Source organism: Enterobacter sp. RHBSTW-00994 (assembly GCF_013782625.1).
Classification (GTDB): domain Bacteria; phylum Pseudomonadota; class Gammaproteobacteria; order Enterobacterales; family Enterobacteriaceae; genus Enterobacter.
On record NZ_CP056199.1, the window covers coordinates 2,244,269 to 2,267,347 of the forward strand.

Genomic DNA, 23,079 nt, shown 5'->3' on the forward strand with positions numbered 1-23,079 from the left:
TAGAGTTATTATTCAATAATTCAAATTAGCGCAAAGGGATTGTCAATTACTGTGGTGGCTAAAATAAAACAGGGGCGTTGTGCCCCTGCATTTTATCGGCGGTCGTCTTTCGGTGGCAGCGGTTTTTTACCCTCTTTTGGCGGCCGTTTACCGTCATTATGCTGCGGGCGTTTGCCATCATGTTGCGATTTATTATTGTGATGCTGAGTCTTATCGCCGTTCAGATGCTGCTGCGGTGCTTTGCCCTGATGCTGTGGTTGTTTGCCATCTCGTGGTGGTTGCTTTTCGTTATGCTGAATGGGGGGCTTCTCAGGCTGGACGGGCGGTTTGTTGTCTGCAAATACATGAGAAGAGAGCCCCAGCGCAATGACCGCGGTAAGTGTGGCAAATTTTTTCATGTCGATAATTCCTTTCTCGTTTATTTAACGGCGGTGATTTCAGCACCGAAAAATGGAGAAAATGTGGATGACCTGGGATATTCAGATTCGGCCTGGATTTGCAGCGGAAAGAGAGAAATATGCAGACTGAAATCGCGAAATTTCAGCATGGTTAAAACGTTTGTTTAGCCTTCATTGAATTTTCCAGTGTTAGGGTTACATCAGATCCAACCCGGCAGGGAATGTCGGGAACCCAGAGAAGAAATACAGATCTATCCATGCAAGCATTTACCGCCAGTTTCTGGCGGTTTTTTTTGCCTGTACTTCGGTGGTTAGCGGAATTAACGGAGAAATTGTTTACGATATTCTCCTGGGGAGATCGCATAAAGCTGACGGAAGTGGTGTCGCAATGTGGCTGATTGACCAAAGCCGGTCTGTTCCGCAATGCTATCGATGCTTAATCGACTATTTTCCAGGTAATCTTTTGCCCGTAACAGACGTTCATTGAGCAGCCAGCGTGAGGGAGTTGTTCCGGTTGCATCCTGAAAACGGCGCAGGAACGTGCGTTGACTCATCCCGACACGCCGCGCCAGCGAGTCAATACTGTGCTGAAGCGCAAGGTGCTGATGCAGAAAGTCGAACAGTTGTCCAATACGCTGGCTTTCCCGCAGTTGTGCCACTGGGCGGCTAAGCTGCTGTGTTTGCGAGCCATCCCGGTGCGGTGGGATCACCAGGCGACGCGCAACATGGTTGGCTGCTTCCATACCGTAGTCCCGACGGACCACATGCAGGCACAAATCAATCCCTGCCGCGCTACCCGCTGAAGTCAGAATGTCGCCTTCATCCTGATAGAGGACATCTTCCACGACGGTGACGGCCGGAAAACGCGTTTTGAGTTGCTCAAGGTAACGCCAGTGTGTGGTAGCTTTTCGCCCGTCGAGCAGGCCAGATGCGGCAAGAACGAAGACGCCGGAACAGATTGACATTATCTGGCAGCCCCGGGCACTGGCCTCCCTCAGTGCTTCACTCAGCGCAGCAGGAACAGGTGAATCCACGCCACGCCAGCCAGGGATCACCACCAAATCGGCCTCTTCAAGAAGGCTGAGATCACCGTCAGCAAGCATCCTGATCCCACCTGTTGCGCGAAGCTCACCGCGATCAACTCCGACAACAGCAAAACGATACCAGTCATCGCCCATCTCCGGGCGCGGCAGGCCGAAGATCTCAACGGCGACGCCAAACTCAAAGGTACAGAGTCCGTCATAGGCCAGGACGACCACGCGCGGGCGAAAAACCGGTCTTAACGTTGTCATCTTTTTGCTGTTTTCTGGCATGAGTGGATACATTCGCCGGATGAATTTTTGGATAGAGTAGTGTTAACACAAACGCCAAAGAGGAGGAAGGGTCATGAGTTATGTTACTGAATTTCCAACTGCTGAACCGCAGGAAGCCGTCGCACATTTTCTGCGTCGTCTGAGTGTTGAGACGGATTGCGCGGATGTGCATCATGCGCTGGCAAACCATGAGCAGGATTTCGTGTTGCTGCATGTCGTGGGTAAACCGGAACAGTTTGCACGCCGCCACCTTCCTGGGGCCATCCATCTGCCGTGGTCACAGATGACGGCTGAACGTATGGCGGAATGGCCAGTAGAGACGATTTTTGTGGTTTATTGTGCCGGTCCGCACTGCAACGGCGCGGACAGAGCGGCATTAAAGCTCGCGCGTCTGGGGTTGCCGGTCAAAATCATGATTGGTGGCATCACCGGCTGGGAGGACGAGAACCTGGCATTCGCCAGTGATATTTCATGATCCTCCTGCCGAACATGAATTTTTTTCAATACAGGTGAAATTTTCTCGTTTGTCGTGAAGCAGCAGATATGACATCTTTTTTGGACATTTAGACATCCAGAAGTCTAAAGGTTCAAATAATGAATTATCACTGTTGGCAATTATCGCCAGCAGACAAAGGAGATTTCCATGCAGCGACAACACGCCCCATACCGCGCCGATGTAGTCGGCAGTTTTTTACGTCCCGATGCCATCAAACAGGCCCGTCTGCAGTTTGCCAGCGGTGAGATTGATGCCGGGCAACTGCGTGCTGTTGAGGATGAGGCGATCCGTCATGTTGTCGAACAACAATGCGCCTGTGGGTTGCATGTGGTGACCGACGGTGAATTTCGTCGTGCATGGTGGCATTTCGATTTCTTTGATGGGTTGCAGGGTGTTGAACGCTACGATTCGCAGCAGGGCATCCAGTTCAATGGCGTGCAGACTAAAGCCCATGGCGTACGCGTAACGGGGAAACTGGGTTTTGGTGATCATCCAATGCTGGAGGATTTCCGTTACCTGAAAAGTATCAGCGGTAATGCGCAGCCGAAAATGACCATTCCAAGCCCGAGCGTGCTGCATTTCCGTGGCGGTCGTAAAGATATTGATGCCACGGTTTACCCGGATCTGGACGCCTATTTTGACGATCTGGCGACCACCTGGCGCGATGCAATTCAGGCGTTTTACGCGGCGGGCTGCCGTTACCTGCAACTGGATGACACCGTCTGGGCTTATCTTTGCTCCGACGATCAGCGCCGCCAAATCCGCGAGCGTGGCGATGATGCCGATGAACTGGCGCGCATTTATGCCCGCGTGTTGAACAAAGCGCTGGAAGGCAAACCGGACGATCTGACCATCGGCCTGCATGTTTGTCGCGGTAACTTCCGTTCAACCTGGATATCTGAAGGTGGCTATGAGCCTGTGGCAGAAATCCTGTTCGGTACGGTAAACGTGGATGCCTTCTTCCTGGAATATGACAATGACCGTAGCGGTGATTTTGCACCATTGCGTTTTGTCCGTCCGGGCAAACAGCAGGTAGTGCTGGGGCTTATCACTACCAAAAATGGCGAGCTGGAAAACCCACAGGGCGTGAAGGCGCGGCTGGAAGAGGCGGCAAAGTACGTGGCAAAAGATCAGATTTGCCTCAGCCCACAGTGTGGTTTTGCGTCCACCGAAGAGGGGAACGCCCTGAGCGAATCGCAACAGTGGGATAAAGTGCGTCTGGTGACGCAGATCGCCAGCGACGTCTGGTAATGCCTCTGGTACAACGCTGCATTATAAAAGTGCAGCGTTGTACCATCCTGAGTCGTTTTCTCCGAATTCTCTTTTCTCATCCCTGAAAATCCGCATCTTCCACCCTGGCATCTTTTTTGCTCTCCTCAAGCTGACGTTTTTATTTTCTGCGTCCATGCCGTAATGGACGTTTAGCGCAGCTTTCTTTTCAGGAGTGAAAATATGCACCGTCGTACCTTGTTAAAAGCTTTTGCACTGTCGGCCTCTGTGGTCGCCATGGGAATGAGTTTTGGCGTCCAGGCTGCCGATACCATCAAAGTTGGGATCATGCACTCGTTGTCCGGCACGATGGCCATTTCTGAAACGCCCTTGAAAGATGTCGCGCTGATGACGATCGATGAGATCAACGCCAAAGGCGGTGTGCTGGGTAAAAAGCTGGAACCGGTGGTGGTGGACCCGGCATCTAACTGGCCGTTATTTGCGGAAAAAGCCCGGCAACTCCTGAGCCAGGACAAGGTCGCGGTGGTGTTTGGCTGCTGGACGTCGGTTTCACGTAAATCGGTATTGCCGGTCTTTGAAGAGCTGAACGGGCTGCTGTTCTATCCGGTGCAATACGAAGGTGAAGAGATGTCTCCGAACGTCTTCTATACCGGTGCAGCACCGAACCAGCAGGCGATCCCGGCGGTAGAGTACCTGATGAGTGAAGATGGGGGCAGTGCGAAACGCTTCTTCCTGCTGGGAACCGATTACGTTTATCCGCGCACCACCAACAAGATCCTCCGGGCATTCCTCCACTCCAAAGGCGTTCAGGATAAAGATATCGAAGAGGTATATACCCCGTTCGGTCATAGCGACTATCAAACCATTGTCGCCAATATCAAAAAATTCTCTGCGGGTGGCAAAACGGCAGTCGTGTCGACTATTAACGGCGACTCCAACGTTCCATTCTACAAAGAGCTGGCGAACCAGGGGTTGAAGGCGACCGATGTTCCGGTCGTGGCATTCTCCGTGGGGGAAGAGGAGTTGCGCGGCATTGATACCAAACCGCTGGTGGGTAACCTCGCGGCGTGGAACTACTTCGAGTCCGTTGATAACCCGACTAACCAGGCCTTTGTGGCGGATTATAAAGCCTATGCCAAAGCCCATAAGCTGCCTAATGCCGATACCGTCGTGACCAACGACCCGATGGAAGCGACTTACGTGGGCATCCACATGTGGGCCCAGGCGGTGGAAAAAGCCGGGACGACGGACGTGGACAAAGTGCGCGCCGCGATGGCAGGGCAATCCTTTAAAGCGCCGTCCGGTTTTACGCTGACGATGGACGCAACCAATCATCATCTGCATAAGCCGGTCATGATCGGGGAAATCGAAGGCAACGGGCAGTTTAACGTGGTCTGGCAAACGGATAAGCCGGTGCGTGCTCAACCGTGGAGTCCCTACATTGCCGGGAACGATAAAAAGCCTGACCAGCCGATGAAAACCGCCAGCAATTAAGCTGATGCCATAAGGGAGAAAAGCCATGAACGCCATGCGCATTCTTGTCGCCATAGTGTGGCTTGCCGGACTGCTGCCAGGGATGGTGCAGGCAGCGGATGCCGATGTTTTTGTTGCCGCAAATCGCAGCCAGCAGGCTGCGATGCTGGAGCAGTGGGCAGCCGCGCCCGATCCGACGCGGCTGCCGTTGCTTCAGGCGCTGCAAAAGGAAAATCTGTACGTCGACAGTCAGAAGCATGCGTTTGCTCGCCACAACGACGCGATGATCGCCCTGGGGGAGTCGACGGCGGCTGAGGGGCAGACCAAAGCCGTTCGCCTGACGAACCGCCTGCGGGTGCTGGCCGCGACGGCGCTGGCAACGCATCAGCTTGTCAGTGACAACGTAACGGAAAGGCGAGTTGCCGCACGGCAACTTCAGCGTGATGCCCAGCCAGATATGCTCGATTTTCTGCAAAAACGCGTGAGCGGTGAGACGGATAGCGTGGCGCGTCAGGCGCTTATGCTGGCGCTTGCCAACCTGCAGTTAACCAGTCCGCAGGCGGATATTCGTCGTAAGGCTGTCGGGCTGCTGGGGCAGTCTGATGATCCGGATGTTCAGGCGAAACTCACACCGTTTACGCAGGCCCAGACCGAGCCGGATGCCACCGTTCGGGAGGCTGCCACAGAGAGCCTGCGTCACATCCAGCATCGCCTGATGTGGGGCGACATACTCGGACAAGCCTTTATGGGGCTTTCTCTTGGGTCGGTCTTACTTCTGGCTGCACTGGGGCTGGCGATCACCTATGGCCTGCTGGGTGTTATCAACATGGCTCACGGCGAAATGCTGATGTTGGGCGCATATGCCACCTGGATGGTTCAGCAAGGGATGGCGCAGTTTACCCCGCAGTGGCTGACGCTTTATCCGGTCGTCGCTTTGCCGGTTGCGTTTATGCTCACGGCATCCGTGGGAATGATACTTGAGCGGACGATCATCCGTCATTTGTATGGCCGACCGCTGGAAACCCTGCTCGCCACCTGGGGCATCAGCTTGATGATCATTCAGCTGGTGCGCATGACATTCGGTGCGCAAAACCTTGAGGTCGCCAACCCGGCCTGGCTCTCCGGCGGGGTGCAGGTTTTTGCCAACCTGACGCTGCCGTGGAATCGGATTGTGGTGCTGGGTTTTGTCCTGCTGGTGCTGTTCTTTACCTGGCTTATCCTGAATAAAACCCGTCTGGGTCTGAACGTGCGTGCCGTGACGCAAAACCGCAGTATGGCGGCCTGTTGCGGCGTACCGACTGGTCGCGTTGACATGATGGCATTTGGTCTTGGGTCAGGTATTGCAGGTCTGGGCGGTGTGGCACTTTCGCAGCTCGGTAACGTCGGGCCGGAGCTGGGCCAGGGCTATATCATCGACTCCTTCCTGGTGGTGGTGTTGGGGGGTGTTGGTCAACTGGCCGGCAGCGTCGCGGCGGCCTTTGGTCTGGGCATTTTCAACAAAATCCTTGAACCACAGATGGGCGCGGTGCTGGGTAAAATCCTGATTCTGGTGGCGATCATACTGTTTATTCAGAAACGTCCGCAGGGATTGTTTGCCCTGAAAGGGAGGGTTACAGACTAATGAGCCAGCCACTTACCTTAACGCTGGCGCGCAAAGCGCCACGGACGACGCAAATTGTCGGCTGTTTGCTGGTCGCACTCTTGCTGATTATGCCATTTTTCGCCTTATTGCCTGCCAGCCATCCGCTGGCCTTATCGACCTGGATGCTGACCTTAACCGGCAAAATTCTCTGTTATGCCATTGTGGCGGTCGCGCTTGATCTGGTGTGGGGGTATGCCGGGATGTTATCGCTGGGGCACGGTATTTTCTTCGCGCTTGGAGGGTATGCCATGGGGATGTACCTGATGCGCCAGGCGTCTGGTGAAGGGCTTCCCGCATTTATGTCATTTCTCTCCTGGAGTGAGCTGCCCTGGTTCTGGTGGGGAACGCAGCATTTTGCCTGGGCGCTGGTGCTGATTGTGATGGTTCCTGGTCTGCTGGCGCTGGTCTTCGGCTGGTTTGCATTCCGTTCAAGAATCAAAGGCGTCTATTTTTCGATCATGACCCAGGCGCTGACCTATGCAGGAATGTTGCTGTTCTTTCGCAATGAAACGGGCTTTGGCGGCAATAACGGCTTTACCGGTTTCACGACACTGCTGGGCTTTTCCGTCACCGCCACCTCAACGCGTATCGCGCTTTTTCTGGCGACCGTCGTGTTACTGCTCCTGGCTCTGGGGGTTGGGTTTGCGCTGGCAAAAAGCAAGTTTGGCCGGATTTTAACGGCCGTGCGCGATGCTGAAAACCGGCTGACATTTTGTGGCTACGACCCGCGCGGATTCAAGCTACTGGTATGGACGCTTTCCGCCGTGTTGTGCGGCCTGGCGGGGGCGCTGTATGTCCCGCAGGTTGGCATTATCAATCCCGGTGAAATGTCGCCCACTAACTCGATAGAAGCCGCCATCTGGGTGGCTTTGGGCGGGCGTGGCACACTGGTTGGTCCCGTTATTGGCGCGGCACTGGTAAACGGTGCGAAAAGTATTTTTACCGTTGCGATGCCGGAATACTGGCAACTGTTTCTGGGGCTGATTTTTATCGCCGTCACGCTGTTTTTACCGCGCGGCGTCTACGGACTGTTTCGTAAGGGAGAGAAATAATGCAGCCAGCCGAAGGATTGTTTACCCGTCAGTTGCCGGGTGATCGGTTTCGTGACCAGACCGATCCCGTGCTACAGCTTGAGGCGATAAACGTTAATTTCGATGGATTTCAGGCGCTGACGGATCTTTCTCTGAATATTGGTGTTGGCGAACTGCGCTGTGTGATTGGACCAAATGGTGCGGGCAAAACCACGCTGATGGACGTCATCACCGGCAAAACCCGGCCTCAGAGCGGGCGGGCGATTTATGATCAATCGGTTGATCTGACGGCCCTTGATTCTGCCGCCATCGCCCGCCAGGGCATCGGGCGGAAATTCCAGAAGCCGACGGTGTTTGAAGCGCTGACGGTATCAGAAAATCTTGAACTGGCGATGAAGAGTGACAAATCTGTCTGGGCAAGTTTGTGGGCAAAACTGAATAGCGAACAGATTGATCGCATCGATGAGATGCTGGTGCTGTTGCGTTTGAGCAGTGAACGGGACAGGCGCGCCGGGTTGCTCTCTCATGGACAAAAGCAGTTTCTTGAAATCGGAATGCTGCTGGTGCAGGACCCGCATCTGTTGCTCCTGGATGAACCCGCAGCAGGAATGACCGATGCCGAAACCGAGTACACGGCAGAGCTGTTTCGTACGCTGGCGGGAAAACATTCCCTGATGGTGGTGGAGCACGATATGGGCTTTGTGGAAACCATTGCCGATCATGTGACGGTCCTGCATCAGGGGCGGGTGCTGGCAGAAGGCTCGCTTCGCGACGTGCAGGCCAACGAGCAGGTAATAGACGTTTATCTGGGACGCTAAGGAGCCATGATGTTACAGGTTAACGAACTGAATCAGTATTACGGTGGGAGCCATATCCTGCGGGGTGTAAGTTTTGAGGCGGTGACTGGCGAAGTTACGTGTCTGCTGGGGCGTAATGGGGTTGGAAAAACCACGCTGCTTAAATGTCTGATGGGGTTGATCCCGGCACGTACCGGAGAGGTGATGTGGCAGGGGAAACCCATCACGCACAGTAAACCGCACCAGCGGGTGCAGTCGGGGGTGGCGTATGTGCCTCAGGGGCGCGAAATCTTCCCGCGCTTAACCGTTGAAGAGAACCTTCTGCTGGGGTTGTCCCGGTTTTCGGCGCGGGAAGCGAAAAACGTACCGGAGGAGATCTGGCAGCTGTTCCCCATTTTAAAAGAGATGAAGCATCGCCGAGGGGGCGATCTTTCCGGGGGGCAGCAGCAACAGCTGGCGATTGGACGTGCGCTGGCGAGTCGTCCTCAACTGCTTATTCTGGATGAACCCACGGAAGGCATTCAGCCTTCAGTAATCAAAGAGATTGGCCTGGTGATCCGTAAACTTGCTGACCGGGGCGATATGGCGATTCTGCTGGTGGAGCAGTTTTACGATTTTGCAGCAGAGCTGGCCGATAGCTACTTGCTCATGTCCCGAGGGACGATCATTCAGCGTGGCCGGGGTGAAAATATGGAGCAGGAAGGTGTGCGCGGACGGGTTGCGATCTAAAATGTTATAATATAACATTCTCGCTCTTATAAAACGGAGTGAGGGTTTTGTTTTGGCTGCACATATTGGGAAATTTGCAATGACTCTGGGGGCGCTGCTGGTCAGCGGCCAGCTGTTTGCCCATTCACACGGTCACCAGATGACCGAAGCGGAACAGAAAGCGGCGAACGGCGTGTTTGAAGATAAAGACGTTAAAGACCGGAAGCTGTCTGACTGGGACGGTGTCTGGCAGTCCGTTTATCCTTACTTAGTTGACGGTGCGCTGGACCCGGTGTTTAAGAAGAAAGCGGAAAAGGATAAAAGCAAATCCTTTGATGAGGTTAAAGCCTATTACCGCAAAGGGTATGCGACCGACGTGGAAACCATTGGTATTGAAAACAATGTCATGGAGTTCCACAAAGGCAAAGAGGTGAGCAGCTGTCATTACGATTACAGCGGCTACAAAATCCTGACCTATACCTCAGGGAAGAAAGGCGTTCGTTATTTGTTCGAATGTAAGGATTCCACCAGTAAAGCACCGAAGTTTGTCCAGTTCAGCGATCATATCATTGGGCCGAAAGCGTCCAGCCATTTCCATATCTTTATGGGCAACACATCCCATGAAGCGTTGTTAAAAGAGATGGATAACTGGCCGACGTACTACCCGAACGAGATGTACAAAGAGCAGGTTGTGGACGAGATGCTCCACCACTAATCCACGCATGCGGGGTGGTAACCGCGCCACCCCGCATGCCGTTCAGGCTGTTTTTACCTCTTCGCGCCACGCCTTCACGCTCATTCCGCGTAAAATCATCAGCCAGGCAATCACAATCGCCGCCATCATAATCACAAATAGCGACCAGTGCGGCAGATGGGTCAGAATGATACCGGTAATCATCGGGTTTGCCGCCGCACCCAGCCACCCCAGCGCTTGTGCGGAGAAGTAACTCGCTTTCATACCGGGAGGGGCGATGTTGTCGATCAACATGTATTCACCCGGAGCATAAATAATCTCCCCGAGCGTAAAGACCGCCGCCGCGACGCCCCAGTAAATGAGGTTACTGCCAGAGAACATAAACCCGCCCAGCCCAAGCACAAAGAACAGCGTGCCGATGGCCATCAACGGGCGAATATTACGGTCGGAAATTTTGCGGCCAATGATGTATTGAAGCGTCACCACAACTGCTGCGTTAACCGGAAGCACGACGGCCACCACGTTTTGCGCAAAATCACTGTCATCGTTGGCGACGAGAACATACTGGGAAATACAGGTTGCAAAAGAACCGCCTACGTATGACGCGAGCAGGCCAGAGAGTGTGTACCAGAACAGGGCGCGGTCGCGCAGTAACACCGAAGGCTGCCACGGCGTTGTCTCCTGAACCGTATCTGCTGCAATACTCTGCACATACCGCTGGATAAAGACCAGGGGCAGCGCGGCGCAAAATGCCGCCAGCCAGAATGGCAGTTGCAGGCTGTACATCACCAGTAACGTGCCAATCGGCGGCCCGACCGTCCAGCCGATATTTAAAAAACTGTAGTTGAGTGAAAAGACGCGCGCTTTTTCACTCGGTGTGAGCACGTCGGCAAACCAGGCCTTCAGTACGGTAGAAAAGACGGAATAAGCGCAGTTAATCAGGGAGAAAAACATCACCACCAGCGTGACGTTATCTACCAGCGGAATCGCTACAAACCCGGCAATAAAGGCCGCAATGGAGATCAACATGTAGCGTTTCTTATCGAACTTATCTGCCAGGATGCCAAAGCCCATGCTAAACACCACACCGATGGTCAGTGCGATGGTCAGTGCATAACCAATATTCTCAACGCTCATGTTGTAAACACGGGTGAGATAGATGGTCATAAACGGCAATGTCGCGCCACGACCAATGGTTAATAACAATGAGGATGCCAACAACGCTGCGGTTGAGCGCCTGAGAGATGTTTTCATATTCCTGTCCGACATGTGCTTATGATTTTTTGTTGTGTCTTATCAGGAGTAACACGCCATAAGGGGCTTGTATAGCACCTAATTTATCCGTAAGTGCTTCGCCTGACTGCCAGAATTAATGATCTTTTCCTTCGCGCTTTTTTTCGTTACCTTGAATCTGTTTACAAAAATTTAATAATCAGGGGCAGGGTATGACGCGTAAAGACGGGCTGCTGGCGTTGCTGGTGGTCGTGGTATGGGGGCTTAATTTCGTCGTAATCAAAGTCGGTTTACACAATATGCCGCCATTAATGCTGGCGGGGTTACGTTTTCTTCTGGTGGCCTTCCCGGCGCTGTTTTTTGTTGCCCGCCCTAAAATTCCATTTCGTCTGCTGTTGGGTTATGGCCTGACAATTAGCTTTGGCCAGTTTGCCTTTCTGTTTTGCGCGATTAAGTTTGGTATGCCTGCGGGGCTTGCTTCCCTGGTGTTACAGGCCCAGGCTTTCTTTACCATCATTCTCGGGGCGTTTTTCTTTGGTGAGCGTTTACAGGGCAAGCAACTGGCAGGGATCACGCTGGCGGTTTTTGGTGTGCTGGTGCTGGTAGAAGCAAGCCTGAACGGCCAGCATGTGGCGTTGCTCGGTTTTATGCTGACGCTGGCGGCGGGCCTGAGCTGGGCGTGCGGGAATATTTTCAACAAACTGATCATGCAGCATGAAGCGCGTCCTCCCGTCATGTCACTCGTGGTCTGGAGTGCACTGATCCCGATTGTACCGTTCATGGTAGCCTCTTTTGTGTTTGATGGCCCGACGTTGATGATCAACAGCCTGGTGAATATTGACCTGACCACCATTTTGTCGCTGATCTATCTGGCGTTTATCGCCACGATTGTGGGTTACGGTATCTGGGGCTCGCTGCTCGGGCGCTATGAAACCTGGCGCGTGGCCCCGCTGTCATTGCTGGTTCCGGTGGTGGGGATTGCCAGTGCGGCGTTACTGTTGGGAGAGCAGCTCAGTGCGTTGCAGTTGCTGGGGGCGGCGCTGATTATGGCCGGTCTGTACATTAACGTTTTTGGATTGCGCGTGCGTCGGGCGACGCAGGTGAGACATTAAGGCATAAAAAAGCCCCGCATCAGCGGGGCAAAAACGAATCAGAGGTCGTGCTGATTGTAATATGGCACGCCTAATTCGTCGGATTTGTCGCTGCCAGCACCCATATGATTGAAATCAAAAGGTGACTGGTCATGTGCAGAGGGCAGGATCATCGCATCACGATTGTTCTGCTGTGCTACACGGGGTGTTTGCTCCGCGAAGGTCTGGCCGGAGACCAGCACCAGCAAGGTGAGGGCGGCGGAGGCGATAACTTTCATGATTTCCTCGGTTACGTCTTTACAGGCGATGATTAGCTACAGTGTTTTAACGGATACAGGTATCGGGATTCACCCGGCATACTGGTGATGCGATACTTATGAGGCGGCACGTCAAAGTAGTTCTTAAACGTCCGCGTCAGAGTTTGTTGCGATTCAAACCCATAACGCTCCGCCAGATACAGGATCGGTTCATTGCTTTCTTTCAGCTTCTGGGCAATTTCTGTCAGCTTGCGGCTGCGAATGTATTGACCCAATGAATGCCCGGTCTCTTTTTTGAACATCCGTTGCAGGTGCCATTTTGAGTAACCTGAACGCTCTGACACTTTCTCAAGGGAGAGCGGCGATTCCAGGTTATCTTCGATCCAGTCCAAAATGCTATGAATAGTAATAGCGTCAGTATTGCGTCTGGACATCGTCATACCTCTTTCTGTTTACGGCAGGATTTTCTTAAGCAAGTGCTCAAGCGTTGCCACTTCATCCGCCGTTAAGTTTTTTGTTAGTTCCTGGTGCAGTGTTTGTCCTACTAACTGATGACATTGCTCACACATTGCTGCGCCGTCGCGGGTGAGTTTCACCAACACGCCACGTTTGTCATTCGGGTTAGGGCTTCGTTCTATCCATCCTTTGCAGACGAGACGATCCAGCATGCGGGTTAATGCACCCAGATCGACAGAGAGCACCTTTTTCAGCTCAACCGGTGTGATACACACTTCGCAGCGAATGGAGCACAGCACTTTGAACTGTGTCGCTGTGATATCAAGCGGTGACAAATAGTCATTGAGCAGGCGATCTTTTTTCTGGTTTACCATGTGAATAAGACGTCCCAGTGGAATAATTTCGTTAAAGAGATCACTGGTGCTTTTCACAATGGTTGCCCTGGCAAGTAGTTTAATCACGGCAGATATTATTGCTCAGGCAAGTATAAGTCAACTGAATGAATTGGCCGATGCCACGATTTGCTAAAACGTTTCATGAACTTTTCTTGAGTGCTTTCAAATCAGAAACATAACGAAGAGTTATCGTACGGAGTGTAAATAATCCTTACCTTGTGCTGATGGCTCAAACCTACAGTTTCCCCCTATAATTGCGAAGTTGATTATGGATAAGGACAGCGACGCACTATGTTGGATTTGATTAAAGCAATTGGTCTTGGGCTGGTGGTGTTACTGCCTTTGGCAAACCCGTTAACGACAGTGGCGTTATTTCTGGGGCTGGCGGGAAACATGAACAGCGCGGAGCGTAATCATCAGTCGATGATGGCTTCTGTGTACGTGTTCGCCATCATGATGGTCGCGTATTACGCTGGACAACTGGTCATGAATACCTTCGGGATCTCTATTCCCGGCTTGCGTATTGCGGGTGGGCTGATTGTGGCGTTTATCGGTTTCAGAATGTTGTTCCCGGCGCAAAAAGCACATGAGTCACCTGAGGCGAAAAGTAAATCAGAAGAGCTGGAAACAGAACCGAGCGCCAATATCGCTTTTGTACCATTAGCCATGCCAAGTACGGCGGGGCCGGGGACAATAGCGATGATTATCAGCTCGGCCTCCACGGTACGTGACGGGACGACATTCCCGGACTGGGTAGTGACCGTCGCGCCGCCCGTCATTTTTGCACTTATTGGCATTATTGTGTGGGGTTCGCTGCGCAGTTCAGGTGCAATTATGCGCTGGGTGGGCAAGGGCGGTATCGAGGCCATTTCCCGTTTGATGGGTTTCCTGCTGGTGTGTATGGGCGTGCAGTTTATTATTAATGGCGTGCTGGAAATTATTAAGACTTACCACTGAGTTTATTGCCGGGTGGCGCTTCGCTTACCCGGCCTGGAAGACGTACAGGCCCGTGCTAACAAAGCGCCGTCGGGCAAAAAATTCACCCGTGATGTGCCTGTTCTTCCAGTTTCACAGGCCATTTACGGAAGATAAGCACTGACCAGATAAGCGCGGCGAGTGCCGGGATCGCCCCCAGGTAGCCAATCGCTGACATCGAAATATGCAGGCTTATCTGATTCCCCACCAGCGCACCTGCGCCAATTCCCAGATTGAAAATCCCTGAAAACAGCGACATCGCCACATCCGTTGCATCTGGTGCAAGCGCAAGTACTTTTACCTGCATACCCAGCCCGATGATCATGATCGCCACGCCCCAGAATATACTCAGTACCGCCAGATGCATCTCACTCTCTGCAGCTGGCATGAGCAGAACCAGACATACCGTCAGCAACGCAATGGCACTGCTCACCAGAGCAGAGGCATGGTGATTGCCAAGCTTCCCGAACAACAGGCTGCCGATGATGCCTGCGCCGCCAAGAAGCAGCAACAGGAGAGTGGCAAAGCTGGCGCTGAATCCGGCGACCGTCTGAACAAAGGGTTCAATATAGCTGTAGGCGGTGTAGTGCGCGGTAACCACTACCACGGTAAGCAGATAAATGCTCATCAGGGCAGGACGGCGAAACAGCAGCGGCAGGCTTTTCAGCGAGCCGGAATGTTCGCTTGGCAGTTTCGGCAACAATTTAATCAGGCACAGAAGCGTGATTAATGCCCCGACACCGATAGCGAAGAAGGTCGTACGCCAGCCAAAATACTGCCCGACAACGCGGCCAATCGGCAAACCTAATACCATCGCCAGTGCTGTACCTGTCGCGATCAAGCTCAGCGCCTGGGCGCGTTTGCCGGCCGGCGCGAGACGAATAGCCAGCGAGGCAGTAATAGACCAGAACACAGCGTGCGCAAAAGCGATCCCGATACGGCTTATCACCAGAACGGTAAAGTTCCATGCCATGAACGACAGGACGTGGCTGGCAATAAACAACACAAACAGGCCAATCAGGAGTTTGCGCCGCTCCATCTTGCTGGTCAGTAACATAAACGGTAGCGACATCAGTGCCACCACCCATGCGTAGATGGTCAGCATGATGCCAACCTGAGCGGTTTCCATCTGGAAACTCGCAGCGATGTCAGACAGCAGTCCGACGGGAACGAATTCCGTGGTGTTGAAGATAAATGCGGCAATGGCAAGCGTGACCACACGTAGCCACGCGACCTTGCGGGAAACAGTGTTCGTTGTCATAGAGATATCTGGGGGTCGTTGTTTAAATGAGGAGAAGGCGATCTTAAAGCTTTAAACGGTTAAAACTCAATCATTATGTGATTTAGATCTCAAAATTTACCTTATGACAGCGGTAGCGGAGGATGTTGTTTTCATTGAATATAAAGAACAACACAGCAAAAACGAAAGGTAAGGCAATGCAGGAGATTGATTTTTATCTGGTTGATGCGTTTAGTGATGCTTCGTTTGGGGGGAATCCGGCGGCGGTATGCCCGCTCAAGGCATGGCTGCCGGATGAGACATTGCTCAGAATGGCACAGCAGCATAACCAGTCCGAAACGGCGTTTTTTGTCTGCCATAAAGGCGGGATTGAGCTTCGCTGGTTCACCACCTTAACGGAAGTTAATTTGTGTGGTCATGCCACTCTTGCGGCCGCATATGTGTTATTCAATGAACTGGGTTATCCTGATTCGCGGATCCATTTTGACACGGCCTCCGGCAGGCTTACCGTCAGCCGGGAGGGAGAATGGATGACGCTGAATTTTCCGGCGTGTCCGACACAAGCGCAAACACCGCCGCCTGAGCTGTTGTCAGCGCTTGGGATCGGCGAATATGTTGATGCACGCAAAGGTCGCGCCTGGGTTCTGGTGCTGGAAAACCGCCAGCAGGTTGAGGCTGTGACGCCGAATATCTCGGCAATGACACCGGGAGAACATAAGGTTGCGGTTACGGCACGTGGTGATGCGGAATATGATTTTGTCAGCCGCTTTTTCTCGCCGGGTGTCGGCGTTTGGGAAGATCCGGTGACCGGATCGTCGCACACCATGCTGATTCCCTACTGGAGTCACACGTTGGGTAAAACGCGGATGCTGGCGCGCCAGGTTTCATCCAGAGGGGGCGATCTCCGCTGTGAACTGAGCGGGGATCGCGTGCTCATGAGCGGTAAAGCCTCGCTCTATCTCAAAGGCACAGTATTTTTGCGCGAATGTTGAATCAAAACACAATAACAACCAGGGGTAAGGCTATGCAGGAAATTGATTTTTATCTGGTAGATGCGTTTAGTGACAGGGCGTTTGGTGGGAATGCCGCAGCGGTCTGCCCGCTTGAAGAATGGTTGCCGGATGAGACATTACTCAGGATGGCCCAGCAGCATAATCAGTCTGAGACGGCGTTTTTTGTGCGAACGGATGATGGATTCGAACTGCGCTGGTTCACGACACAATACGAAATCAACCTGTGCGGTCATGCAACGCTTGCCGCATCACACGTCATCTTTGAATATCTTGATTACCCACACACGGAAATCACTTTCTCCACACGTTTTGTCGGCAACCTGACGGTCAAACGCAACGGTGACTGGTTAACGCTGAATTTCCCGGCGTGGTCAGCGGAAGCGGTCGACAACCCACCTGCGTTGCTTTTCAGTGCGTTAGGCGTGAGTGAGGCAAAAGAGGTTCGTGTCGGACGGGATTATCTGGTGGTGCTGGAGAGTCAGCAGCAGGTTGAGTCGTTAACACCGGATATCGCCGCCATGATCCCACTGGGGAAAATGGTCTGTGTCACAGCTCCCGGTGAGCAGTACGATTTTGTCAGCCGTTTCTTCTGTCCTGGGGAAGGCGTACCGGAAGATCCCGTGACTGGCTCAGCGCACAGTATGTTGATTCCGTACTGGAGTGAAAAACTGGGGAAAACGCGGATGAATGCCCGCCAGGTTTCTGCCCGTGGCGGGGATCTGCGTTGTGAATTACAGGGCGACCGCGTACTGATTGGCGGTCAGGCAACGTTATACCTGAAAGGCAAAATTTTCCTGCGACCGGAGTGACATCAGGGTAAACGAGCGATATTGCTTTTAATCACCTCAACAGAATGGCGGAATTTGACCTGTTCATCTTCCGCCAGTTGCAGCTCAATAATCTGCTGAACACCACTTTGCGCCAGAACGGCCGGAACTCCCGTTGCAACCCCTTCCACACCGTATTCACCGTCCAGAATGCAGGAGATCGCCAGAGCACGATGGCTGCCGGTGAAGATATTGCGACAGATCTCGGCGATGGTTCCGGCAATACCGTATTCCGTACAGCCTTTGCGGTTATATATCTCAAAGCCTTGTTTACGTACACTTTCGGCCAGTTGTTCCCGGTCCAGGGCATGTCCTGTATGACGCTGGTACACTTCAGCAATGGGCGAACCGTACACCGATGAATGCGACCATACCGGGAACTGGGTGTCACCATGCTCACCCAGAATAAAGGCATCAATGCTTTGCGCGCCAATATCCAGAGCCTGCGCCAGCGTGCGGCGCAGGCGGGTTGTATCCAGCCAGACGCCCGTCCCGATGACCTGACTGCGCGGCAGCCCGGAGAGTTGCCATACCTGCCAGGTAATAATGTCGCACGGGTTAGTGGCAATCAGAAAAATGCCTTTAAAACCGTTCTCCATCATCTGCGGGACAATGCTTTTTACAATTCGCGCGGTGCTGTTCAGTTCATCCAGCCGTGTTTGCCCGGGCTTCAGTGCACCGCCCGAGACGGTAATGACAGCGATATCCACATCTGCACAGTCACGGGCTTCACGCGTTGAGATGGTCATCATGCCTGGCATATAGGCGGCGGCGTCACTCAGGTCCTGCGCATGGCCTTCGGCACGCTCACGGTTCAAATCGACCAGGATCAGCTCTTCACAAATGTTCTGGTTAAGCAGGGCATAGGCTGCTGATGCGCCAACGTTGCCAGCGCCAATGATCATCACTTTACGGGCTTTGGTGTTCATTTTGTTTCCATTCTGATTAAACGCGGACTTTGGACAAAAATACTGCCGGGGCAGGCGTCGTGCAACAGGCGAAAGGAAGCATAAGTTAATACTATGATGCACCCTTAAGTGGGCGAGGCTATGTTGAAATAAAAACGACAAGGAGCCTGCCATGTATTCCATTACCTCTGAATCTGCACACCATCCTGATATCCTGAACCTGATCGCGGCGCTCGATCGCTATCAGAGTGACCTCTATCCCGCTGAGAGCAATCATCTTATTGATTTGGCTGAGCTTGATGAGGCTTCGCTGATACTGATGATCATTCGCGACCACCACCTCACCGCGGTAGGGTGTGGCGCGGTGGTGCTGAATGGCGACGGCACGGGCGAAATGAAGCGTGTTTATATTGACCCGACGCACCGTGGGCAACATTTAGGTGAAAAACTACTTGCGGCCCTGGAAGATGAGGCTCTGAGCCGTCATTGCCATACAGTACGTCTGGAAACCGGGATCAAACAGCCTGCCGCTATTCGTCTGTATGAGCGGGGCGGCTACGCGTTACGCCCGGCATTTGCTCCCTATGTTGACGATCCGCTCAGCCTGTTTATGGAGAAGGCGCTGGTGGCTGACGTTCGTTTAGCTGTGCTATAAATGCCTCTAACTGACGGGTCAGTGCGCCGCGTCGCCATACCAGCCAGGTCGTGAGCCAGCGCCAGTTTTCTGCCAGTGGCCAGGCTTCCACCTGATGATGTCCCGGCATACTTTCCAGCATGGAACGCGGCATCAGCGCAATGCCTGCGCCAGCAATGACGCAGGCCAGCATGCCGTGATACGACTCCATCTCATGAATACGCCCAGGCGTTGCTCGGTCTGCATGGAACCAGCTCTCCAGATGCCTGCGATAGGAGCAGTTTGCACGAAACGCGTACACATCGCTTCCACTTACATCAGTTGCGCGAGATACCGTCGGGTGTCCCGCTGCGGCAACCAGCATCATCTCTTCCCGATAGACCGGCATACCTTCCAGCTCAGGGTGCGATAAAGGACCGTCGACAAAGGCCGCACTGAGCGTTCCTTCCAGCACGCCATCAATCATGGTTCCGGAAGGCCCCGTAGAGAGAGCAAACTGAATACGGGGATAACGCTGGTTGAACTGTGCCAGCGTTTCAGGAATGCGCACCGCGGCGGTACTTTCCAGCGCCCCAAGGGCAAACAGCCCCTGAGGCTCATCACCGGCAACGACCATTCTCGCCTCATCAACCAGGGCCAGTATCTGCTTGCTGTAGCGCAGGAAGTTGTGCCCGGCGGGGGATAAACGCAGACGCTGGTTCTCGCGAATAAATAATTCCACGCCAAGATCGGCTTCAAGCTGGCGGATGCGGGTGGTCAGATTCGACGGGACACGATGCACTTTCTGTGCCGCCTGGGTGATGCTGCCGGTTTGTGCGACGGCGTTAAACATTTCAAGCTGAGTTAAGTCCATAGCATTCTCGATTCGTGAATAAGGTGGTTAGTATTATTCATTTTTAAGAAATAGCAGAGTGGGTCACAATGAATCAACTGTTATCGCAAGGAGACCATCATGACTCATTCACCTGCTACACATGCACTGTCTGTGAACCCGGCCAATGGCGAGACGCTGGCCGCTTATCCGTGGGCAACCCAGGAACAGGTTGATCGTGCCATCGCCCTGGCGGATGCCGGTTTTCGTCAGTGGCGCGGGACGACTGTCGCGCACCGGGCACAGAAACTGCGTGACTTAGGCGCTGCGCTGCGTCATCGCGCTGAAGAGATGGCACAAATGATGTCCCGTGAAATGGGTAAACCCATCTTGCAGGCACGTGCTGAAGTGACGAAATCAGCCAGCCTGTGCGACTGGTATGCGGAACATGGCCCGGAGATGCTGAAGGCTGAATCCACCCAGGTCGACAATAATAAGGCAGTCATTGAGTATCGTCCGATGGGACCTGTTCTGGCCGTCATGCCGTGGAACTTCCCGCTGTGGCAAGTGCTGCGCGGGGCCGTTCCTATTCTGCTGGCCGGAAACAGCTATTTGCTCAAACATGCGCCAAACGTTCTGGGTTCGGCTTCGCTTATCGCGCAGATTTTTGCCGATGCTGATTTCCCTCAGGGGGTATTTGGCTGGGTGAATGCCACGAACGACGGTGTAAGCCAGGCGATTAACGATCGTCGTATTGCGGCCATTACCGTGACGGGCAGTGTGAGAGCGGGGGTGTCCATCGGTGCGCAGGCAGGAGCCGCATTGAAAAAATGCGTGCTGGAGCTGGGCGGCTCCGATCCCTTTATTGTACTGAATGATGCCGACCTGGATCTGGCTGTGAAAGCCGCTGTCACCGGACGTTATCAAAATACCGGACAGGTGTGTGCCGCAGCGAAACGCTTCATTGTCGAGGAGGGGATTGCCGACCGCTTTACGCAACGTTTCGTTGAGGCGGTAGCTGCCCTGAAGATGGGCGCTCCGGACCAGGAGGATAACTATGTCGGGCCGATGGCACGCTTTGATCTGCGAGATGAACTGCATCAACAAGTACAGGCAACGCTTGCGGAAGGTGCGACACTTCTGATCGGAGGCGAGAAGATCCCCGGGGAAGGCAATTACTATGCACCAACCGTACTGGCTAACGTGACTCCTGCCATGACGGCGTTCCGTCAGGAGCTGTTTGGTCCGGTCGCCGCTGTTAGCGTGGCAAAGGATGCGGAACATGCCCTGCAACTGGCGAATGACAGCGATTTTGGTCTGTCGGCTACGGTCTTTACTGCCAGCGACGCTCTGGCTGATCGGTTCTCCCGTGAGCTGGAGTGTGGCGGGGTGTTTATTAATGGCTACAGTGCCAGCGATGCCCGCGTTGCGTTTGGCGGCGTGAAGAAGAGCGGTTTTGGGCGAGAGCTTTCACACTTCGGTTTGCATGAATTCTGCAATGTGCAGACAGTATGGAAAGATCGCGTTTGATAAAACCAATGGCCTCCCGTGGAGGCCATTGGCGTACAACAGACTATATCCGTGTCAGTAGCAGCCAAAGAAATAACAGGTAAGTTGCCAGTGCGAACCCTGTTGTCTGTGCTTCAATGGATTGTGGGACTAAAGCTGTAATAATACAGGCAAGTAGCATCCATCCTCCCCAGGCGATGAGTGCAATCATTGCCCAAACAATGGGCGGGAACAGACCAATCAAAACCAGTAATATGACGCGAGAGCGGCTGAGTTTATTGTTTTGGCCTAATGCAACAGTCCCCTTATCGATAAAGCTGGCAATACACTCCCAAAGTGGCTCCTCAATAGCCGCACTATGGCCCCCGGGAATGTAAGTCACCTGGTGTGCATTTGATTGTGGGGACAGAGTAAACCCATCATGACCAGCGCTTCCGAGATCCTGAAACCCCATAAACTGAAAGAATTTTGGAAAACAAGCGACGACCCAATCTCTTGTGGCAACAAAATTGAGTACGGCTTTAACTCTGGGGGGGGAGCTATTCAGGTAGCGATCCCAGTTATAGTTTCGATGAACCACACTGCCCGCGAAGACGACATTTTCGAAAAAACAGCATGGATAAAGTTCAAGCGCTTTGGCCAGCATATAGGTACCGTTACTGTGCCCGACATAGCAAAATGTTGCATTAGGATATCTCGCTAACGCCTGCGTGTATTGGTCCATCAACCATTCAACTTTTTGCCGACGATACCAGGGGAAAAGGAAGGGCAACATAGGGAAATAGCCATAAGTGGATGTCTCAGTTGCCCATATATTGGGGCTGTTTTTGTTGCGTTGCTTAATATGACGGGCAATTTTTTGCGTCCAGTAACCTTTGTCTCTGATGCCGTGAATGACAAATGCGACCCGTGTGACCAACGGATTAGGGCTGGCAAAGGGATCATCCGCAGGGAGAATGCTGCTTTGTTTTAACTGTGGTATGGGATCCGTTAGCGCATCAATAAAAACATTTTTCCGGCCTGCCCCATATTGGGGGTCATCAAAATTCACGACATCAGCATGACCAGAATATGGAACATCCAGATAGATAAATTCACCGCCTGAGACCAGATCAATATTATCGTCCGGACCGACAATGTCATCACGTGACCCCAGCAACTGGATCGTTGTTGCATTGCCAGTTGGCGTCTGAGAAATCACGCTGTTGCGGCGCATTCTAATCCATTGAATACGCAGTTGGGTGATAAATTCTGCTCCCTGACGGATGGAGCAAATCGTGAAGGTTCGTCCTGTCACGGCTCTCATGGCATTGCCCAGCGCTATACCCAACAGCCATCCTGCTGCTCTGAAAAGGTGTAAATGATGGTTAATACGCCAGCCTCTGTTCATGCCTGCCATCAGAATTAACCGGGAGACGTTTGTTGCCCAAGGCCTGCTGGCAAGTCGTCCGTCGGATAAGTGCTCACCGCGGGCATGAAAAGGAGATTCAAAAGGTGCTTCAGCCGTTTCGCCGCATGCTACAACATAGATTTTCCGGGCCAGTAATGCACCAAAGCTGTGGCCAACAAAGACAATATTCGTGATGGGGTGTCCTGCATTATTAATTTCATTCTCAAGGGAGAGCAATACATCTGCCGCGATTTGGTTAGGATCGGCCGTTGAGCTAAGTTCCAGAGGCAAATCAGGAGAGTAGATTAATGCGTGCGGCCATTGTTTTTTGACGGCTTGTTTCAGGGATGAAAGTGACAATGCGTTTTTGGTATAAGCGTGAAGAAGAAGGACTAAGGTCCCATTCCCCTCTATTACAGGACTATCGTTCCTGGCAGACATATCTGACCCCCGGCACTATGTGAGTTAATGATCATATATAGCCGGAAGGCCTCTCTTTTCCATCATACCGGAGTCTTGAGTGCAGTTTTCTGTCTGGAATAGACCTGCGATGAGAAG

Annotated in this window: 25 protein-coding genes; 14 read left to right on the plus strand and 11 right to left on the minus strand. The window is 53.0% G+C overall.

Annotated features, from left to right (window positions below):
- Positions 1-92: 92 nt before the first annotated feature.
- Complete coding sequence (locus HV346_RS10760) at positions 93-398, minus strand: hypothetical protein (RefSeq protein WP_181623472.1); 306 nt, start codon at positions 396-398, stop codon at positions 93-95.
- 320 nt (positions 399-718) lie between these two features.
- Positions 719-1,711 carry a transcriptional regulator FtrA gene (ftrA, locus tag HV346_RS10765; protein WP_181623473.1) on the minus strand — a complete coding sequence of 331 codons (993 nt, stop codon included), beginning with the start codon at positions 1,709-1,711 and terminating at the stop codon, positions 719-721.
- Between the two features lie 73 nt (positions 1,712-1,784).
- On the opposite strand from ftrA, the gene HV346_RS10770 reads away from it, so the two are divergent.
- Together HV346_RS10770 and HV346_RS10775 are read left to right on the plus strand one after the other, a co-directional pair.
- Entirely contained in the window at positions 1,785-2,186 is a 402-nt protein-coding gene (locus tag HV346_RS10770) for a rhodanese-like domain-containing protein (RefSeq protein WP_181623474.1), read from the plus strand.
- 168 nt (positions 2,187-2,354) lie between these two features.
- The gene (locus tag HV346_RS10775; RefSeq protein WP_181623475.1) at positions 2,355-3,458 is read left to right on the plus strand and encodes a cobalamin-independent methionine synthase II family protein; all 1,104 of its coding nucleotides are present in this window, start codon (positions 2,355-2,357) and stop codon (positions 3,456-3,458) included.
- Positions 3,459-3,479: 21 nt separating this feature from the next.
- Here HV346_RS10775 and HV346_RS10780 read toward each other — a convergent pair whose 3' ends face one another.
- Positions 3,480-3,665 carry a hypothetical protein gene (locus HV346_RS10780; RefSeq protein WP_181623476.1) on the minus strand — a complete coding sequence of 62 codons (186 nt, stop codon included), beginning with the start codon at positions 3,663-3,665 and terminating at the stop codon, positions 3,480-3,482.
- Between HV346_RS10780 and urtA the strand changes: the two genes are divergently transcribed.
- Genes urtA through zinT form a run of 6 tightly spaced genes read left to right on the plus strand, consistent with a single transcriptional unit; the run spans position 3,660 to position 9,803 of the window.
- A complete protein-coding gene (urtA, locus tag HV346_RS10785) occupies positions 3,660-4,931 on the plus strand; it encodes an urea ABC transporter substrate-binding protein (protein ID WP_181623477.1) in 1,272 nt (423 codons plus the stop codon). The genes HV346_RS10780 and urtA overlap by 6 nt on opposite strands.
- Positions 4,932-4,956: 25 nt before the next feature.
- Positions 4,957-6,531, plus strand: coding sequence for an urea ABC transporter permease subunit UrtB (gene urtB / locus HV346_RS10790; protein ID WP_181623478.1), 1,575 nt, complete (start codon positions 4,957-4,959; stop codon positions 6,529-6,531).
- A complete protein-coding gene (gene urtC / locus HV346_RS10795; protein WP_181623479.1) occupies positions 6,531-7,604 on the plus strand; it encodes an urea ABC transporter permease subunit UrtC in 1,074 nt (357 codons plus the stop codon). Before urtB ends, urtC begins: the two co-directional genes overlap by 1 nt.
- The gene (urtD, locus tag HV346_RS10800; protein WP_181623480.1) at positions 7,604-8,401 is read left to right on the plus strand and encodes an urea ABC transporter ATP-binding protein UrtD; all 798 of its coding nucleotides are present in this window, start codon (positions 7,604-7,606) and stop codon (positions 8,399-8,401) included. Before urtC ends, urtD begins: the two co-directional genes overlap by 1 nt.
- A gap of 9 nt (positions 8,402-8,410) precedes the next feature.
- Positions 8,411-9,109 (plus strand): urea ABC transporter ATP-binding subunit UrtE, encoded by a 699-nt coding sequence (gene urtE / locus HV346_RS10805; RefSeq protein ID WP_181623750.1) that lies wholly within the window; start codon positions 8,411-8,413, stop codon positions 9,107-9,109.
- A 52-nt stretch (positions 9,110-9,161) separates the two neighbouring features.
- Positions 9,162-9,803 (plus strand): metal-binding protein ZinT, encoded by a 642-nt coding sequence (gene zinT, locus HV346_RS10810; protein ID WP_181623481.1) that lies wholly within the window; start codon positions 9,162-9,164, stop codon positions 9,801-9,803.
- 42 nt (positions 9,804-9,845) lie between these two features.
- On the opposite strand, the gene ydeE is transcribed toward zinT, so the two are convergent.
- A complete protein-coding gene (gene ydeE / locus HV346_RS10815; RefSeq protein ID WP_181623482.1) occupies positions 9,846-11,036 on the minus strand; it encodes an efflux MFS transporter YdeE in 1,191 nt (396 codons plus the stop codon).
- Positions 11,037-11,227: 191 nt separating this feature from the next.
- Between ydeE and eamA the strand changes: the two genes are divergently transcribed.
- The gene (eamA, locus tag HV346_RS10820; protein ID WP_181623483.1) at positions 11,228-12,127 is read left to right on the plus strand and encodes an O-acetylserine/cysteine exporter; all 900 of its coding nucleotides are present in this window, start codon (positions 11,228-11,230) and stop codon (positions 12,125-12,127) included.
- Positions 12,128-12,165: 38 nt separating this feature from the next.
- On the opposite strand, the gene marB is transcribed toward eamA, so the two are convergent.
- Genes marB through marR form a run of 3 tightly spaced genes read right to left on the minus strand, consistent with a single transcriptional unit; the run spans position 12,166 to position 13,250 of the window.
- The gene (gene marB, locus HV346_RS10825) at positions 12,166-12,384 is read right to left on the minus strand and encodes a multiple antibiotic resistance protein MarB (RefSeq protein WP_181623484.1); all 219 of its coding nucleotides are present in this window, start codon (positions 12,382-12,384) and stop codon (positions 12,166-12,168) included.
- Between the two features lie 32 nt (positions 12,385-12,416).
- Positions 12,417-12,797 carry an MDR efflux pump AcrAB transcriptional activator MarA gene (gene marA, locus HV346_RS10830; protein WP_001303241.1) on the minus strand — a complete coding sequence of 127 codons (381 nt, stop codon included), beginning with the start codon at positions 12,795-12,797 and terminating at the stop codon, positions 12,417-12,419.
- Positions 12,798-12,815: 18 nt separating this feature from the next.
- Positions 12,816-13,250, minus strand: a complete 435-nt coding sequence (marR, locus tag HV346_RS10835; protein WP_181623485.1) for a multiple antibiotic resistance transcriptional regulator MarR — start codon at positions 13,248-13,250, stop codon at positions 12,816-12,818.
- A gap of 255 nt (positions 13,251-13,505) precedes the next feature.
- Between marR and HV346_RS10840 the strand changes: the two genes are divergently transcribed.
- On the plus strand, positions 13,506-14,171 hold the full coding sequence (locus tag HV346_RS10840; protein ID WP_181623486.1) for a MarC family NAAT transporter: 666 nt from the start codon (positions 13,506-13,508) through the stop codon (positions 14,169-14,171).
- 82 nt (positions 14,172-14,253) lie between these two features.
- Here HV346_RS10840 and HV346_RS10845 read toward each other — a convergent pair whose 3' ends face one another.
- Positions 14,254-15,450: a sugar transporter gene (locus HV346_RS10845; RefSeq protein WP_181623487.1), complete on the minus strand. Its 1,197-nt coding sequence runs from the start codon at positions 15,448-15,450 to the stop codon at positions 14,254-14,256.
- Between the two features lie 176 nt (positions 15,451-15,626).
- On the opposite strand from HV346_RS10845, the gene HV346_RS10850 reads away from it, so the two are divergent.
- Together HV346_RS10850 and HV346_RS10855 are read left to right on the plus strand one after the other, a co-directional pair.
- The gene (locus HV346_RS10850; RefSeq protein WP_181623488.1) at positions 15,627-16,421 is read left to right on the plus strand and encodes a PhzF family phenazine biosynthesis protein; all 795 of its coding nucleotides are present in this window, start codon (positions 15,627-15,629) and stop codon (positions 16,419-16,421) included.
- A gap of 32 nt (positions 16,422-16,453) precedes the next feature.
- Positions 16,454-17,251 carry a PhzF family phenazine biosynthesis protein gene (locus HV346_RS10855; protein WP_181623489.1) on the plus strand — a complete coding sequence of 266 codons (798 nt, stop codon included), beginning with the start codon at positions 16,454-16,456 and terminating at the stop codon, positions 17,249-17,251.
- Between the two features lie 2 nt (positions 17,252-17,253).
- On the opposite strand, the gene HV346_RS10860 is transcribed toward HV346_RS10855, so the two are convergent.
- Positions 17,254-18,198, minus strand: a complete 945-nt coding sequence (locus HV346_RS10860) for an L-lactate dehydrogenase (RefSeq protein ID WP_181623490.1) — start codon at positions 18,196-18,198, stop codon at positions 17,254-17,256.
- A 151-nt stretch (positions 18,199-18,349) separates the two neighbouring features.
- Between HV346_RS10860 and HV346_RS10865 the strand changes: the two genes are divergently transcribed.
- A complete protein-coding gene (locus HV346_RS10865; RefSeq protein WP_181623491.1) occupies positions 18,350-18,832 on the plus strand; it encodes a GNAT family N-acetyltransferase in 483 nt (160 codons plus the stop codon).
- On the opposite strand, the gene HV346_RS10870 is transcribed toward HV346_RS10865, so the two are convergent.
- Positions 18,786-19,664: a LysR family transcriptional regulator gene (locus HV346_RS10870; protein ID WP_181623492.1), complete on the minus strand. Its 879-nt coding sequence runs from the start codon at positions 19,662-19,664 to the stop codon at positions 18,786-18,788. The genes HV346_RS10865 and HV346_RS10870 overlap by 47 nt on opposite strands.
- A gap of 99 nt (positions 19,665-19,763) precedes the next feature.
- On the opposite strand from HV346_RS10870, the gene sad reads away from it, so the two are divergent.
- Entirely contained in the window at positions 19,764-21,152 is a 1,389-nt protein-coding gene (gene sad / locus HV346_RS10875; protein ID WP_181623493.1) for a succinate-semialdehyde dehydrogenase, read from the plus strand.
- Between the two features lie 43 nt (positions 21,153-21,195).
- On the opposite strand, the gene HV346_RS10880 is transcribed toward sad, so the two are convergent.
- Positions 21,196-22,962: an alpha/beta hydrolase gene (locus HV346_RS10880; protein WP_181623494.1), complete on the minus strand. Its 1,767-nt coding sequence runs from the start codon at positions 22,960-22,962 to the stop codon at positions 21,196-21,198.
- Positions 22,963-23,079 lie beyond the last annotated feature (117 nt).

Coding starts and splice junctions, on each gene's coding strand:
- HV346_RS10760 (WP_181623472.1), bottom strand. CDS start 398: ATGAAAAAATTTGCCACACTTACCGCGGTCATTGCGCTGGGGCTCTCT.
- ftrA (WP_181623473.1), bottom strand. CDS start 1,711: ATGCCAGAAAACAGCAAAAAGATGACAACGTTAAGACCGGTTTTTCGC.
- HV346_RS10770 (WP_181623474.1), top strand. CDS start 1,785: ATGAGTTATGTTACTGAATTTCCAACTGCTGAACCGCAGGAAGCCGTC.
- HV346_RS10775 (WP_181623475.1), top strand. CDS start 2,355: ATGCAGCGACAACACGCCCCATACCGCGCCGATGTAGTCGGCAGTTTT.
- urtA (WP_181623477.1), top strand. CDS start 3,660: ATGCACCGTCGTACCTTGTTAAAAGCTTTTGCACTGTCGGCCTCTGTG.
- urtB (WP_181623478.1), top strand. CDS start 4,957: ATGAACGCCATGCGCATTCTTGTCGCCATAGTGTGGCTTGCCGGACTG.
- urtC (WP_181623479.1), top strand. CDS start 6,531: ATGAGCCAGCCACTTACCTTAACGCTGGCGCGCAAAGCGCCACGGACG.
- urtD (WP_181623480.1), top strand. CDS start 7,604: ATGCAGCCAGCCGAAGGATTGTTTACCCGTCAGTTGCCGGGTGATCGG.
- urtE (WP_181623750.1), top strand. CDS start 8,411: ATGTTACAGGTTAACGAACTGAATCAGTATTACGGTGGGAGCCATATC.
- ydeE (WP_181623482.1), bottom strand. CDS start 11,036: ATGAAAACATCTCTCAGGCGCTCAACCGCAGCGTTGTTGGCATCCTCA.
- eamA (WP_181623483.1), top strand. CDS start 11,228: ATGACGCGTAAAGACGGGCTGCTGGCGTTGCTGGTGGTCGTGGTATGG.
- marB (WP_181623484.1), bottom strand. CDS start 12,384: ATGAAAGTTATCGCCTCCGCCGCCCTCACCTTGCTGGTGCTGGTCTCC.
- marA (WP_001303241.1), bottom strand. CDS start 12,797: ATGTCCAGACGCAATACTGACGCTATTACTATTCATAGCATTTTGGAC.
- HV346_RS10840 (WP_181623486.1), top strand. CDS start 13,506: ATGTTGGATTTGATTAAAGCAATTGGTCTTGGGCTGGTGGTGTTACTG.
- HV346_RS10845 (WP_181623487.1), bottom strand. CDS start 15,450: ATGACAACGAACACTGTTTCCCGCAAGGTCGCGTGGCTACGTGTGGTC.
- HV346_RS10850 (WP_181623488.1), top strand. CDS start 15,627: ATGCAGGAGATTGATTTTTATCTGGTTGATGCGTTTAGTGATGCTTCG.
- HV346_RS10855 (WP_181623489.1), top strand. CDS start 16,454: ATGCAGGAAATTGATTTTTATCTGGTAGATGCGTTTAGTGACAGGGCG.
- HV346_RS10860 (WP_181623490.1), bottom strand. CDS start 18,198: ATGAACACCAAAGCCCGTAAAGTGATGATCATTGGCGCTGGCAACGTT.
- HV346_RS10865 (WP_181623491.1), top strand. CDS start 18,350: ATGTATTCCATTACCTCTGAATCTGCACACCATCCTGATATCCTGAAC.
- HV346_RS10870 (WP_181623492.1), bottom strand. CDS start 19,664: ATGGACTTAACTCAGCTTGAAATGTTTAACGCCGTCGCACAAACCGGC.
- sad (WP_181623493.1), top strand. CDS start 19,764: ATGACTCATTCACCTGCTACACATGCACTGTCTGTGAACCCGGCCAAT.
- HV346_RS10880 (WP_181623494.1), bottom strand. CDS start 22,962: ATGTCTGCCAGGAACGATAGTCCTGTAATAGAGGGGAATGGGACCTTA.